This window comes from Virgibacillus sp. NKC19-3, from assembly GCF_019837165.1.
Lineage (GTDB): Bacteria > Bacillota > Bacilli > Bacillales > Amphibacillaceae > Virgibacillus_L > Virgibacillus_L saliphilus.
In genome coordinates, this window is sequence record NZ_JAGYHC010000001.1 from 2,447,027 (window position 1) to 2,462,047 (window position 15,021).

General features: G+C 38.4%; 14 protein-coding genes. 1 reads left to right on the forward strand and 13 read right to left on the reverse strand.

The genetic code is table 11. The features are described 5' to 3' along the window. Window positions 1-4: 4 nt before the first annotated feature. The 10 genes from KFZ56_RS11855 to KFZ56_RS11900 all read right to left on the reverse strand — a co-directional run bounded on the left by KFZ56_RS11855 (window position 5) and on the right by KFZ56_RS11900 (window position 12,195). Complete coding sequence (locus KFZ56_RS11855; protein WP_222642131.1) at window positions 5-1,363, reverse strand: UDP-N-acetylmuramoyl-tripeptide--D-alanyl-D-alanine ligase; 1,359 nt, start codon at window positions 1,361-1,363, stop codon at window positions 5-7. A 2-nt stretch (window positions 1,364-1,365) separates the two neighbouring features. Beyond that, the gene (locus KFZ56_RS11860) at window positions 1,366-2,841 is read right to left on the reverse strand and encodes a UDP-N-acetylmuramoyl-L-alanyl-D-glutamate--2,6-diaminopimelate ligase (protein ID WP_222642132.1); all 1,476 of its coding nucleotides are present in this window, start codon (window positions 2,839-2,841) and stop codon (window positions 1,366-1,368) included. A gap of 104 nt (window positions 2,842-2,945) precedes the next feature. After that, window positions 2,946-4,883, reverse strand: coding sequence for a stage V sporulation protein D (locus tag KFZ56_RS11865; protein ID WP_222642133.1), 1,938 nt, complete (start codon window positions 4,881-4,883; stop codon window positions 2,946-2,948). An 87-nt stretch (window positions 4,884-4,970) separates the two neighbouring features. Then, window positions 4,971-7,163, reverse strand: a complete 2,193-nt coding sequence (locus KFZ56_RS11870) for a penicillin-binding transpeptidase domain-containing protein (protein ID WP_222642134.1) — start codon at window positions 7,161-7,163, stop codon at window positions 4,971-4,973. A 16-nt stretch (window positions 7,164-7,179) separates the two neighbouring features. Further along, window positions 7,180-7,557, reverse strand: a complete 378-nt coding sequence (ftsL, locus tag KFZ56_RS11875) for a cell division protein FtsL (protein ID WP_222642135.1) — start codon at window positions 7,555-7,557, stop codon at window positions 7,180-7,182. After that, window positions 7,557-8,534, reverse strand: a complete 978-nt coding sequence (gene rsmH / locus KFZ56_RS11880; RefSeq protein ID WP_222642136.1) for a 16S rRNA (cytosine(1402)-N(4))-methyltransferase RsmH — start codon at window positions 8,532-8,534, stop codon at window positions 7,557-7,559. The genes ftsL and rsmH overlap by 1 nt, the downstream gene beginning before the upstream one ends. Before the next feature lie 54 nt (window positions 8,535-8,588). Further along, on the reverse strand, window positions 8,589-9,020 hold the full coding sequence (gene mraZ, locus KFZ56_RS11885) for a division/cell wall cluster transcriptional repressor MraZ (protein ID WP_222642137.1): 432 nt from the start codon (window positions 9,018-9,020) through the stop codon (window positions 8,589-8,591). Between the two features lie 205 nt (window positions 9,021-9,225). Beyond that, complete coding sequence (gene bshC / locus KFZ56_RS11890; RefSeq protein WP_222642138.1) at window positions 9,226-10,845, reverse strand: bacillithiol biosynthesis cysteine-adding enzyme BshC; 1,620 nt, start codon at window positions 10,843-10,845, stop codon at window positions 9,226-9,228. A gap of 91 nt (window positions 10,846-10,936) precedes the next feature. After that, entirely contained in the window at window positions 10,937-11,317 is a 381-nt protein-coding gene (locus tag KFZ56_RS20070) for a DUF3397 domain-containing protein (RefSeq protein WP_222642139.1), read from the reverse strand. Between the two features lie 2 nt (window positions 11,318-11,319). Beyond that, entirely contained in the window at window positions 11,320-12,195 is an 876-nt protein-coding gene (locus KFZ56_RS11900; protein ID WP_222642140.1) for a 2-dehydropantoate 2-reductase, read from the reverse strand. A gap of 165 nt (window positions 12,196-12,360) precedes the next feature. Between KFZ56_RS11900 and KFZ56_RS11905 the strand changes: the two genes are divergently transcribed. Further along, window positions 12,361-12,843, forward strand: a complete 483-nt coding sequence (locus tag KFZ56_RS11905; RefSeq protein ID WP_222642141.1) for an N-acetyltransferase — start codon at window positions 12,361-12,363, stop codon at window positions 12,841-12,843. Between the two features lie 108 nt (window positions 12,844-12,951). Here the strand turns inward: KFZ56_RS11905 and KFZ56_RS11910 are convergent, their stop codons facing one another. The 3 genes from KFZ56_RS11910 to KFZ56_RS11920 form a co-directional block, all read right to left on the reverse strand. Next, the gene (locus tag KFZ56_RS11910; RefSeq protein ID WP_222642142.1) at window positions 12,952-13,434 is read right to left on the reverse strand and encodes an RsfA family transcriptional regulator; all 483 of its coding nucleotides are present in this window, start codon (window positions 13,432-13,434) and stop codon (window positions 12,952-12,954) included. Window positions 13,435-14,114: 680 nt separating this feature from the next. Continuing rightward, window positions 14,115-14,288 (reverse strand): 50S ribosomal protein L32, encoded by a 174-nt coding sequence (gene rpmF, locus KFZ56_RS11915; protein WP_222642143.1) that lies wholly within the window; start codon window positions 14,286-14,288, stop codon window positions 14,115-14,117. Window positions 14,289-14,333: 45 nt separating this feature from the next. Then, entirely contained in the window at window positions 14,334-14,861 is a 528-nt protein-coding gene (locus tag KFZ56_RS11920; RefSeq protein ID WP_222642144.1) for a YceD family protein, read from the reverse strand. Between the last annotated feature and the right edge of the window lie 160 nt (window positions 14,862-15,021).

The window sequence follows — 15,021 nt, forward strand, 5'->3', positions numbered from 1 at the left end:
AAGCTTATGAATGAGTTATTTCATTAATAAACGATTCAAATTGTAAACCTCTTGAAGCTTTGAATAAAAGTAATGCGCTGTCTTGCAAATAGGGTTGCAGTGCATGTATGAGATCTTCCTTTTCTGTAAAATGCATGCAATAAACGGCATTGTTATTTTCTTTAACCGCGGTTGATATATATTTAGATTCATTGCCATATGTGAATACCGCTGTAATTGGATCCTCAATTACAGTTGCAATAGATTGGTGCATAACTGGAGAATATTCACCTAGTTCCAGGATATCACCAAGAATCAGTACCCTTTCCGTAAAATTATCCATTTGTTTCACTACTTCAATCGCTGCTTTCATGGAAGTAGGTGAAGCATTATATGCATCATTAATAATAGATACATCATTTATTCCTTTTATCATTTCAAAGCGCATTCCTGTTAGCTCTAAAGAACACAACGCCTGTCTTCTTTTTTCTATATCAATTCCCAGCCGCTCTCCAATCGCAATCGCAAAAGTCGCATTTAACGCATGATGTCTTCCCAATAGCGGAATCGTGTAACTAACACCATCTCCTAATTGAAACTTTGTTTGACGAGGCATAACATCTACATTGTTAATCGTGATATCATTCCCAGGTTGAAAACCGCAGGTGATGCAATTTTGTACATGGACCTGATTTAATAACGCCTCATCACCATCAACGATAATCAGTCCATTTTCCTTCATGCCATTTGTTATTTCCAGCTTAGCTTTTGCTATTCCTTCGCGAGAGCCTAGATATTCAATATGCGATTCACCAATATTGGTAATAATGACGTGATCCGGCCGGGCAATCCTGGATAATAAATCAATTTCTCCAAAGTCACTCATTCCCATTTCAAGCACCAGCATGTCAGTATCTCTTGGCATGGATAGAATGGTTAATGGTAACCCGATATGGTTATTATAATTCCCATCTGTATAATGCGTTCGATACGCTGTCTTTAGCATAGCTGCCACAAGATCTTTGGTCGTTGTTTTTCCGTTTGATCCGGTGATTCCAATGACAGTCGGGGCAATTTCATTTCTGTAATGAGCAGCTAACTGCTGTAGTGCTTCTACCGTATTATCTACAAAAAATACTGGAAAATCTTGCTGCAAAAATGTCGGCAGGCTTTTTTGCCGACTCCATAAAACAGCTGCGGCACCATTTTCAAAAGCCTGCTTAACGTAGTCATGCCCATCAAAATTTTCTCCGACTATCGGAACGAACAAAGCGTTCGTCACTTTTGTACGACTATCAGTAAATACTTCTTCAATTGCAATAGGCTCACCCTTTCCACTAAAGTCAGTGAAAAAATGGGATAACCATTCCGTAGTAAATAACATTCCTATTTCTCCTTAGCTTGGATTGCTTTGCGCGCAATTTTTCGATCATCAAAGTCATATTTCACATGCCCAATCTGCTGATAGGTTTCATGGCCTTTACCAGCGATTAATACAACATCTTCAGCCTGAGCATGTTCTATCGCCTGACAAATCGCCTTTTCCCGATCCACAATCACTTCATATTGTTCTCTACTTCTCTCTAAACCGGCAGTCATATCATCTAAAATGGCCTGCGGGTCTTCTGAACGTGGATTATCTGATGTAAATATTACATGATCCGCGTATTTTAATGCAATACCTGCCATAAGTGGTCGTTTTGTCCGATCGCGATTGCCTCCACACCCAACCACGACATGTACTTGTTTTCGGGCGAATCCTTTCACTGTTTGTAACACATTTTCCAGTGAATCAGGCGTATGCGCATAATCCACGATGACGGCATATGATTGATCACTGGTAACCGCCTCAAATCGTCCGTCTACGCCAGGTATACGCTCAAGTGCATGTTTAATGACATGTAATGGTACATCCCAGGCCATTGCAGCAGTACTTGCCGCTAACATATTATAAACGTTAAACATTCCGATCAGCCTACTCGTGATCGAAACGGTTCCTACGGGTGTCTTTAGCCTGAAAAACGTTCCTTTAGCATCCAGTTTGATATCTTCAGCCATTACCTGAGCCTTATTCTGACAACCATACGTTATAACATGCTGTGCTGTACTTTTTTTAATATATGTGCTTGAAGGTTCATCCTCATTAATAACAGCAAATTTCGGATCACCTTCTTTATAGGTATTCCCTAATTGAGCAAACAAAAGACTTTTTGCACGTAAATAATCATCTATATTTTTATGATAGTCCAAGTGGTCCTGGGAAAGATTCGTAAAAACAGCAACGTCATAATCACAACCATAAACCCTGCCAATATCGAGCGCATGAGAGGAAACCTCCATAATCGCTTGCTCTACATTCTGATCAAGCATCTGTTGAAAGGACTTTTGTAGCCATAATGAATTTGGTGTTGTATTGTTAATCGGATACGTATTTTCCCCTATTTGCATTCTTATAGTGCCAATGACCCCTGTCTTTTTCTTATTTTGCTTAAAAATCGTCTCCAATAAATAGCTTACAGTCGTTTTCCCATTTGTACCAGTAACTCCTATAAGCGGAATTTTATTTGTCGGATTGTTATAAAAATTAACTGCTATCATCGCTAGGGCTCTGGAAGTATCGGAGACAGTAACAACAGGCACAGAAGATGTCACCGTTTTTTGAGTAAGAATTGCAGCTGCACCGTTGGCAATGGCTTGATGTACATAATTATGACCATCCACCGTGAAGCCATCTATACATACAAATAGACTTCCCGATTTAACATTTCGTGAATCAATTTCTATATTCTGGATATCAATGTCTTCTAAAGATGATGCAGTTTCATAGAACGGTATGCCTGAAAGAATATTTGTTAATTTCATGAACAACATCCTATCTATAAGAATATCCGACATATGTACTTTTTTTAAGAGGGTGAAAGAATGCACCCTCTTCTATTTCTTTTACATTATAGCAAACTTTATCTTTATTCACGATCATTTTCATCAGATAAGAAAATTCGCATTGTTGAGCCTTCCTCAACTTTAGTTCCAGGACTTGGCGCTTGATCAATGATATAATCCCCCGATCCATTTGTTTCAATGGATAAATTTGTCATATATTCTGTTAGTTCATCCTTTGATAGTCCGAGCAAATCAGGAACTTCTACTTTCGGTTGTTCTGGCCATTGAACATCCTTTTCCGGGCCACTTGTCCGCGGTTCAACCTCCAACGCGCGCAAGCTATCATCTATAATTGTTCCGGCTATCGGGGCAGCTACCACACCACCGAACTGAACCGTATCTTTAGGATTATCAATAGCAACATATACAACTATTTCTGGATCATCTGCCGGGGCAAAACCCATAAATGATACCACATAATTATTTTCCATATAACCTCCATCAGGACCAACTTTTTGTGCTGTTCCTGTTTTTCCACCCACTCGATATCCATCAACATATGCAGGTCTACCTGTCCCTTGTGCAACAACACTTTCTAATGCATAACGAATTTCTTCTGAAGTGGATTCTGAGATTACCCGTTCTTTTACCTCTGGTTCAAACTCTTCTACTGTTTCTTCCGTTTGCGAATCAACCCATTCCTTGGCAATGTGAGGTTCGTATAAATAACCGCCATTTATGCTGGCTGCTACAGCCATCACTTGCTGAATAGGCGTCACGGAAACTCCCTGACCAAAAGAAGTAGTTGCTAATTCAACCGGACCGATGTCTTCGGGATTGAACAGGATCCCATTTCCTTCACCCTGTAGATCAATACCTGTTTTTTTACCAAAACCAAAGTTTCGAATATAGCTAAACAGTTTTTCTTCTCCAAGTTTTTGTCCTAACGCAACAAAACCAGGGTTAGAGGAATTTCGAACAACTTCTAAGAAGGTTTGCTCCCCATGCCCACCTTTTTTCCATGAATTAATTCTAACGTCATCAACCATAATATAACCTGGATCATAGAATGTATCTTCCTCTAAATCTACAATATTTTCCTCTAAAGCTGCAGCTAAGGTTATAATTTTAAAGGTTGATCCCGGCTCATATGTGCTCCAAATAGGCAAATTTCGATCAAATATAGAAGCATCCACTTCTTGATAGTTTTCTGGATTGAATGTAGGTCTTGACGACATTCCTAAGACTCCACCTGTTTTCGGATTCACAGCAATAGCAAGCGCTTGATCTGGATTGTATTGAGATTCAGCCAAGTCAAGTTCACGCTCGATAATGGTTTGTACCTTTGAGTCAATGGTTGTTTTTAAATTTAAGCCATCTTTGGGTGACGTATAACTATCCGCAAGCTGATCCAATCTTCCACCTTTAGCATCGGAATAATAAGACAAGCTTCCTTCTTCCCCACTTAGGTTATCATCGTAGTAAAGCTCCAGCCCCATCAATCCTTGATTGTCAATACCTGTAAACCCTAAGACATGTGCTAGGTTATCATCATATGGATAATGACGCTTTGAATCTTTGGCTAGATAAATACCATCAATATTAAGTGTTCGAAGTGCTTCTTCCTGAGTTTCGGAAATCTTCCTTCCTTCCGGGTGGATACGAACAATGTTTTCATTTTCCGTAAGATATCCGTAAGCTTCATCTACAGACAAGCCTAAAATGTCTGCCAGTTCCTCTGCTGTTTCTTCCGGGTTCTCTATTTGTCTTGGTACTACCATAACAGAAGGGGCTGACACATTCTCTGCCAAAACATCTCCAGTTCTGTCAAGTATATTACCACGATCAGCCTCAAAAGTTATATCTCTGCTCCATGATTCGTCCGCTTTTTCCATTAGTTCCTCGCCGAGCACAAATTGAACATACCCTAAACGGAAAACAATAACACCTACTAATAATAGACCAAAAAGAAAAACAGTAACGATTCGTTTTTTTACAGTGATAGTGGATACACGCTTCATTCTTCATCCCCTTTTCATAGGTAGGCTTGTATCCACTATATGAATTTTAAAAACGGAATAGAACACTGTTATTACCTGTTACTTTATTTATTCATCGTCACTAGTATCCTCATTCGGGGGAGTTAATTCCACTCCAAGATAGTCGTCTTTTTTAAGTAACGTACCCTCTTCAATATTTTGTGTTTCAACATACCCATTGCCAAATGTTTCTATTTTTAAGTCTGTTAAATCTGCCAGTTCCTGCACTTCTCTCAATGACCAACCCGTTATATTTGGCATTGTCGGTTCATCTGTAACTAAAAGAATACGGTCATTTGGAAGCACCTCATCTCCTTCTTGTACATTGGCAGCTACGACTTCACCTGATCCTATTGTTGTAACCTTTAAGTCTTGATCAGTTAACGCTTCTTCCGTTTGTGAAGCATCTGTCCCTACTATTTGTGGTAGTGTAACATGCTCTACGGAATAATCCTCATCTTTGTCAGGATCGATATTCAAATAGTGTAAACTACTTTCCATAACATTATTAAATACAAACGAAACAGGATCCGTACCTGACTCATCATCCTCCAATTCGGGTTGTTTGACGGATACATACATCATTAGCTCCGGATCGTCTATAGGAGCCATCCCCAAAAATGAAAATACATGATCTTCACGTCCATTTGCATAACCAGACCCATCAGGATTAGGTATCTGCGCAGTACCGGTTTTGCCTCCAACTGTATAATCCTTCAGTTTGTATTTTTCGCCGGTTGCGTCTTCTCCATTCACAGCAGAATCAAGTAAATTTCTAACATGCTCGGAAGTATCCTCAGAGATTGGTTCACCTACAACATCCGGTGATTTCTCTGTAATCACTTCTCCTGTTGATGGATCCACAACTTCTTGAACTACGTATGGTTGAAGCATTTTTCCGCCATTTGCAATGGCTGTTGCAGCTTTCATTTGCTGAATTGGAGTCACAGTACTACCTTGGCCAAACGAGGTGGTGATTTTCTCCAACGGCCAATTATATAGAATTTCACCTGAAACTTCACCGGGTAAATCAATTCCTGTTTCCTTATCCAAATCAAATGCATCTATATAGTCTAAGTACTTTTCTGCTCCAAGCTTCTCCCAGAGTAAATTGGCAGTAGCTACGTTTGATGAACGTCTAAATCCTTCATCATAAGAGATGGTTCCCCATCCCTCCCCGTGGTTGTGATCATGTACCGGAGCTATTTTTTCATTAGGACGGTACGTACCTGACTTATATTCTTCATCCCCGTTATAGACGTCTTCCTCGATTGCGGCAGCCCATGTAAACATTTTAACGGTAGACCCTGGTTCAAACGGATTTGAAACCACATCATTATACCAATTTTCCACATCTGTCGGGTTATTGGGATTATAACTTGGTCGATTACTCATCGCTACAATTTCACCCGTTTTCGGGTCCATCACAACTGCTGTCATACGTTCCGGATCGTACTCCTCCTCTACTTGAGACAACGTATCCTCGAGTAAGGTCTGTATCTTCTGATCAATGGTTAAATAAACATCATCACCATCTTCAGGCTTTTGAATCACCTCGTTTGGATCCAATAGCTTTTTATTATACTTGTCACGGTGATAAGATATATACCCATCTTGGCCACTTAATAATTCATCCATTTCTTTTTCCATACCAACTTCACCGGTGATTTCTCTCACGGTTTCTCCTTCGTCTGTTTCTCTTTCCGCATCTCTGGCAAATCCTATAATATGAGAGGCAAACATTCCATTTGGATAATAACGAAGGGCTTCTTTTTCAAATTTAATTCCCGGTAAATCCATTTCCTCAATCTCATCTTTTTCTTGCTGTGATAGTTCCTTTCCTGCGTTGCCAAACTCTACTTGAAACTGCTCCCCATCTATACCACTTTGCAGCTGGTCTAATACGGTACTCGCCTCCATATCTAATATGGGAGCCAGTAATTCAGCCGTTTTCTGGGGATCTGTTACATGATCCGGAGATTCTAAGTCACTTGAATAAGCTTCATCAACGATTGCGTATAATCGATATGTTGGTCTGTCATAAGCTAAGGTCATTCCATTTTTATCAAAAATTTGTCCTCGTTCTGCTTCTAACAGATAAGCCGATGTTCGCTTTTCATCAGCCCAATCTTCTAATGAAACATCATCAATTTCACCAGTTGCCTGTATATACAAGAACCTGCCTGTTATAACTAGAAAAACGGCAACAAAGAATAGGATTAAAATTCCTGCCATGAGGTGAGTTGTTTTATTTTTTCTCATAACATGTGCCCCTTGATTAATTCGTTGAAGCTGCGTTTGCTTGCATTACTTCCGCATCCTGTATTTGTAATCCATTTTCTTTTGCGATATGTGTAATTCTTTCTGGTCTGCTTAATTCTTTCACCTCAAATAGAAGGGCTTCATTTGTTACTTCTTGGTTTTGCACGGTTTGTTCTAATGTTTGCATTTCTCGATTTAATGTATCCGTAGATGATGAGAAGGAAACCATACCTATCCCGGCAAATATTAAACAAGCAGCTACTACCGAATATATAATTTTTTCACCTTTGGTTATCCATCCTTGTTTTCGTACTTTAACAGCAACCTGCCGTTCTTTATTTGGTGTTTGTATCGGTTCTGTCTGTTCCCAACTTCTGGCTTGATTTGCACTCATCATTTTGTCCACCCTTCCCCATAGGTAAATTCTTCATTCCATTCCTTGACTTTTTCACTAATACGCAATTTTGCCGATCTTGACCGTCGATTCGTTTCCAACTCAGTGTGACTTGCCTCAATGGGCTTCCTGGTAATTTGTTTAAAAGGAGGTTCATGACCCTTAGGGATTACTGGTAAATTTCTTGGCATCTCCTTTGGCGTACTCCATTTTTTAAACGCTTGTTTACACAGTCTATCTTCAAGAGAGTGAAACGTAATGACGACGATTCTTCCATGTATATCAATTGCTTTTGCAGCTTGATGGAGCGCATCATTGAATGCGTTCAATTCATCATTCACTGCAATGCGTAATGCTTGAAAAATGCGTTTTGCAGGATGACCACCTTTCCTTCGTGCCGGAGCAGGTATCCCGTCTTTAATAATCTCCACTAATTGGTATGTGGTATGGATTTGTTCTGTCTTTCTATATGCTTCTATCTTTCGCGCAATTTGTTTCGAAAACTTTTCTTCTCCATATTTAAAAAATATGGATACCAAATCATTATAGGACCAGTAATTTACGATCTCAAAAGCGGTAAGATCCTGAACTTGATTCATTCGCATATCAAGTTTGGCATCATATTGATAACTAAAGCCTCTTATACGTTCATCCAATTGTGGTGAAGATACACCAAGATCAAATAATATTCCATCCACATGACTAATATGGTGCCTGTCCAATTGCTCTTGCAAACATCGAAAATTAGCGTGGATAAAAACAATTCGATTTTGATATGGTTCTAATCTTTTCTTGGCAGCCTCTAATGCCTCCAAATCCTGATCAAATGCAAGCAGTAAACCACTCTCATCCAATTGAGAAGCAATTTGTTCAGCATGACCGCCGCCACCTAATGTGCAATCTACATATGTACCACTTGGATCAATATCCAGCCCTTTTATCGATTCATCTCTTAATACACTATAATGTTCAAACATCCATACACCTACTTCTGATATCTTCCTATCCCTACATTAGATTGCTGTCTGGCTTCAAATATCAAAGTCCATTAAGTTTTCAGCAATCTCAGCGAAAGATTCCTCGGAATCATTGAAGTAATCTTCCCAATTCTCGCTTGCCCAAAATTCAATTCGATTCGATACACCTATGACGACACATTCTTTATCTAGTGCCGCGTAATTTCTAAGGGATTGTGGAATGTTTATTCTTCCCTGTTTATCTACTTCGCATTCCACTGCTCCGGAGAAGAAAAAACGTGTGAATGCCCTAGCATCTTTTTTGGTTAACGGTAGTTTCTTTAGTTTTTCCTCTAGCATTTTCCATTCATTCATCGGATAAGCGAACAGACATTTATCAAGTCCACGGGTCACAACAAAAGACGCACCAAGCTCTTCACGAAACTTGGAAGGGACAATAATTCTACCTTTTGTATCAATGTTATGTTGGAATTCACCCATGAACATATAGTCCGCCCCACTTTCTATTTTTTATGTTACCACATTCCCCCACTATTCACCACCATAAATTCAAAAAAAATAAAATCCATTAATAACCATGTGTTTCAATTTCTTTTTAGAAACATAAAAAAAGCTGTCTTTTCAACGAAAGACAGCTCCTGAAACTATTTTATTAAATTGTGGTGGAAAGTGGGTGCTTTTGAACACACACTCACATATAAACAAGATAATGATCATGTTCAAATGAACAGGATGCGTTTGTTATCTTTTTTATAAAATCAATTCCATATGCATTGACCAGGGGAAAGGGATTCCAGATTCGCTCCTGCAGACCATCATAAGGTCGCAGTACATTATTAATATGATCGAATTCATATAATTCCTTTGCATACTTTTCCTGAAGTGCTTTCAAAATTCGATCTTCAAGGTATTCAATATCACGATAAAGATAATATAAATTCTTATCTGCTAACTCACCTAAATCGGAGCGGGTGTCCCTAGCAATATCTCTTAAGGGAGCATGAGCTTTATCGATAGTGGCTTTGATTTCATTGGCCACTTGTTCAACCGGTGGATTGCACTTTGACGCAAGCCAATGACCTTTTATATCCTTTATACCTTGGTTGACAGCTTCTACTGCAGGAATGTCAAATCGCTTTAAGGACTTTTCTACATTCCTATCGATATATGTCATCGAAAGTCTCGGTAATACAGGAGGCATTTTCATATTTAAAGCATGAAAAGCAGGTTTTAATGCAGCCCAATAGCTTATCTCTCCAGGTCCGCCTATAAACGCTAATGAGGGAAATAGCAATTCCTGCATCAAAGGTCGGGTTACAACATTATTACTCAAGTGCTCAGGATGCGTTTTTGCAATGGTTATTAATTCCTCCGTTGTAAGACGGACTTCATTTTGCTTTCCTACCCATTCCCCGTCATTATTTCGCATAAGCAATATTCGTTCATTATTTTTATGATAAAAAAGATGCCCATCAGTAGGATCTGCATCCAGCGATAGGGAATAACCTTTTTGCTGTAATTGAGAAAAGGCAGTATACACACCTTCACTTATCATGTTTTGGTTTTCAATTAATTGAATAAAATAACTGCTTTCTAATTGACGGACTTTCGGATCTGCAGAATCAATTAGCACTAAACCCTCTTCGGTAAATAATTGATAAATAACACGTGCAAAGAAATCCACATAAGTAGTAGATTTATCCAAACATCCTTTGATTGTTTCATATAACTCTTTCGTATATTGTGTTTCTGTCAATTGCTCAAACAGATCATTTAGCCATGCATTACTCTCCGCCGCATCCATATGTATATGTGATACAGAATGCTTCTCAAACCCGTGTTGAATAAGTTTATGTTTTTTCATTTTTGTTGCTTCCGGCAGGTATATATGATTGATTTCATCTAAATCATGATCCTCTCCAGCAATCCAGAATACGGGAATCACAGGAATATCTAGATTAGCTTCCTGTTGTCTGGCAAATTGGATGATGGAAATAATTTTATTAATCGTATACATCGGCCCTGTCATTAACCCAGCCTGCTGTCCGCCTATAACAACAACGCTATTATCTTCTTTTAATCGTTCTATATTATGATAGGTTGAATCAGGAGCTTCCCACTGCTCATTCATTGCATGTAATACCTCTACTAATCCCACGCGGTCAAAGACGCGATTTTCCAAGTCATTTATTCGCTGTTCACTGCTTCCAAAAGGCATATAGTCAAAAAAATAACTTATTTGACCACTTGTGTTTCGATAATCATATATCAGTTGGTTTTGTTTATATAATTGCACCGGATCGATCCGCATAGAACTCATGCTCCTTCTATTCATAATGTCCACCATGTATTGTACATAAAATCAACTTGAATTTCACCAAATCTGTTTTAAGGAGATTATGCTATACAATAATCCGTTGCACTATCCCTATCAACACAAAACAAATGTAGGAAAACGAGAAGAGTAAAAAACACAACCGCCAAAGGATTTTCAGAGCTTTGGTCAGTATTATCTCTGTTCTCATTTTCCATTGTAGAAAGATAATGCCGGCAAGCATACTTAAAAGCAATATGAGCAAAATGCCAGAAAATTCCCGGTCAAAGATGTTAGATACAAGTATCAGAACAGCTACCATATAGAAAACTGTTGTCCAACTAACGGAAATATGGATCGCCTTCCATGGATGACCATATAATTTTAAGGATATTTTATATATAATCATCGTCGCTAGAAAGGGAAAGGTAATAAAAAAAGCAATGAAATAAATAATAATATTCCCCATACCTAGTTAATTCCTTTCTTCATTTCCAATGCTTTTATACAGTTATAGACAAATGATGTATATGGAAGTTCTTTATCTGTATTCTTTCGTAAATAACCGGATATGGCCTCTATTTCCGTCATCTGGCTTTCCCTTATATCTTTCAGCATGGAAGATATATTTTTCCCTGTGCTGAACGTTATCTTTTCGACTCGATCCCACTGCTCTGAATAATTTAACCCCAATACCAACGCTGCTTCTTTACATAATTCATTGGCAAGTTTACGTATATAGGGATTACGTAATACATCTTCATTTAAACAACCGAATAAAGCTGTTAAAGGGTTGATAACAGCGTTAATTATCAATTTTTCAGCTAGAAGTTGCGACCAATCCTCAGCGATTTCTACGGGGAAACCATTCTGGTTTAATTGGCTTGCAAGCTCATACAGATTTAGACCACAATTAGAAAAAGATGCCAATTTAACTTTACCTTCTCCAGTGTGCTCAACAGTTGTATCACTCAGCCTGCGTGCTCCGTGCTCAATAACTCCAAGAAAAACGGGTTGCGTCCTGTTTTTAATACTATCTATGTGCCCCATCCCATTTTGCAGAAAGATTAAAGGAATACGTGCATTCACAGTAGGTATCAATGAAATAACACCAGAAACATGTGGTTGTTTAACACAAATAATTAGACAGTCTTCGCTTTTCATTTCTTCTATAAGCATTGATTTCACTGGAAAGGATTTATGGTAATGGGAGAAAAACAATCCATTTTTATTTATTTTTTCTTTTTGTTCCTTACGTCGGACATAAATAGTTATATGATGGACCGAACTCAACCATCCACTTATAAATAAACCAATGGACCCTCCACCGATAACACCGATTTTCATTGTTCATTGTACCCCTCTCTTTTTTCTCTGGGTTATATTGTATCAAACAGATTCCCTTTTGGCTTTTCTTTTTATAAATATTAGCTCTTTTATTTCATTCTGCTTTTATTTATAATATAATAAGTGTTAGAGATAATTCTGACATCAAAAGGGGGAAGCGTTACCATGCCAAATGTAAATATTGAAAAGCTTTTAATAAATTATAAAACATTGGAAGAATTTAAGCATTTTAAGGAATACGGAAATCAAGAATTATCCATGGTAGAAGACTTGCAAAATAATATCGTGGAAAATGACAGTGAATCTCCATTTTACGGAATTTACTATGGTAATAATCTTGTAGCTAGAATGAGTTTATATAGGGTTAAGGCCAAATATGATGCTTATTTCGAGCCGCCTCAAGACTACTTAACATTGTGGAAGTTAGAGGTTTTACCTAGTTATCAAGGTAAGGGATACGGGAAAGCATTGGTTGATTTTGCGAAAGACCATAAACTACCTATTAAAACAAACCCTCGTATTAACTCTCATGGTTTCTGGGAGAAAATGGGCTTTCAAAAAGCACATTATGATATGGAAAGAGACCTAGGAGAAAACCCGTTAATTTGGCTTCCGGAAGGCGTTCAAGAACAAGAAACTACCAATTAAAAACGAAAAATGAATGGTAAAAATTAAAGCTTTTGCCAGCCGGCAAAAGCCTTCGTTCCACTGCTGCAAATAAGGAAGTTTTTGACTACTTTCTTATTTGCAAAACTTTCATTCTTTATGGTTCTTCTTCACCCATCCCCATAATTTTCCTATCTCCCCCCAAGCACTATCATAACGCAGAAGTTGCTGTTTTAGCTGTTCGTTCTCCTCTTTTAATTGATTTATTATTTTTCCTTGCTCTTGTTGGATTATGTTATTTTCATCCGGGTAATTTGATTTTATTTTTTCCAATAATCCAATAGCTGTTTCTATCGTATCTCTTTCTTGTGTGTTTGATTCTGTGAAACTCCAGATATCTTTCCTACCATTTTGTTTTCTTTCTTCTTTCGCTAGTTGAACACGGTCCTGATAATGTTTGCGAATAGTTGCATTCCATCTGAATCCACATGCAGCTGATGTACGTGATAGTTGTTCTGCCACTTCTTTAAACGCTTCCAGCTGCGTTTTACCATCCCGGATATAGCGCAATACAGTTTCAGCTAAAATAATATCCTCATCTTTTGTCCAAGCATCCTGACGGGTTGCGTTCATATCATCCCTCCTTATATGTTTGCTATCAATTGTATGCAAAAAATAGGAGTGATAGAATAAAATCTTTATGCTTTTCAATCGAAAATTACTCAGACCACCTTTTTATTTTCAGCACGAAGACTTAGGGACGCCCGGTTAGCAACATGCGAACTGCGCGCAGCGCTGCTGGTGGTTCAGGTGTGCTCAGTAAAGTGGCGATCTTAGTTGAACTTCCCACCAGCAGGTGAGATTAGATGAACTTGACTTATCGCCAGTATTCTTGATGAATCAAAGTGAACCTTATACTTGGAAAGCGAAAAAGAAACATCCACCCCCTGCATCAGGGGATAGTGCGTTGGCCGGCAAAGCCGCTCTTAGTCGGCCTCCCTTTACTAAGTGAGCCGATGCTCGCTTACACTTCAAGGGTATAAATTGAAACTAAGCCTCTGCGAAACCAATCAGTAAGTCTTCTTTATGATAATGAGGAAGTGTGAAGTTTGGGACTGCGCTAAAAGCTCGTCCCACCGAAAGACCTGGGACTGCGCTGATGCTCGTCCCACCGAAAGACCTGCTAGTTGCTGGCGCTGGAGTCAAATGTGGCTACTTTCGGTAATGAACTTATACACAAAGCAAGTAATAACTTCCTATGTAATTAAAAAACAGATCACCTCGTAGTGACCTGTCCCTAAAATATAAATCCATTAGCTACTTACAACTTCCTTACCGTCATAATGTCCGCATGATTTGCAAACATGATGTGGCTTTGTTAATTCACCACAGTTGGAACACTCTACCATACCAGGTACGTGTAATTTTTTATGTGTACGGCGTTGGTTTTTCACTTTTTTAGAAGTTCTTCTTTTTGGTACTGCCATGACTTACACCTCCTTTTATATTGCGAAAGCTTAACATTCAAATCTTCACTCTTGCTTTGTATCATCATCTGTAAGCAAAGATTCCAGCTTTTTCAAACGTGGATCGACCTTCTTTTCATCAGATTCCTGTGAAACAAATTCCCATCCTTCGCCTTTAACAGGAGCTGTTTCCTGGTCAACTTTTGAAAATACTCGAAATGGAACTTCCAACAAAATATTTTCTTTAATATATGGGGTTAAATCAAGTATTTCTCCATCTACCGGATGAATTTCATTTTCCTCTTCTTCCTCCCCATAATATGGTGACGTTGAAAATACCTCAACCACTTTTATCTCAAAGGGATAGGGAACATCCACCAATGTACGAGCACAAGGTAAAATCATTTCTCCTACAATTGTAAAAGTGAAAATGATCTGCTCACCCTGATAGATATAGTTACCATAAACCCGAACAGGCTTTATTTCACGTATATCATTTTTCATTGTTTCCAGTTCAGAAACATCCACCTCATCATCGAAGGGATACGGTTCATCATTAGCATTTTTTCTAATTTGACCTAAAATAAATTTCATTACGATCACCTCAAGGCAACATGAATTATTCTAAAAGAAAAGGAGCGTTTTGTCAACATTTTTCTTTCTTCAGATATACGGATAGCTTTCCCATTCTAGATGACAGTAACCTCTTTTTTTTTTTGATGTAATCGTGCATATAATGGGTTTTTTTGATACA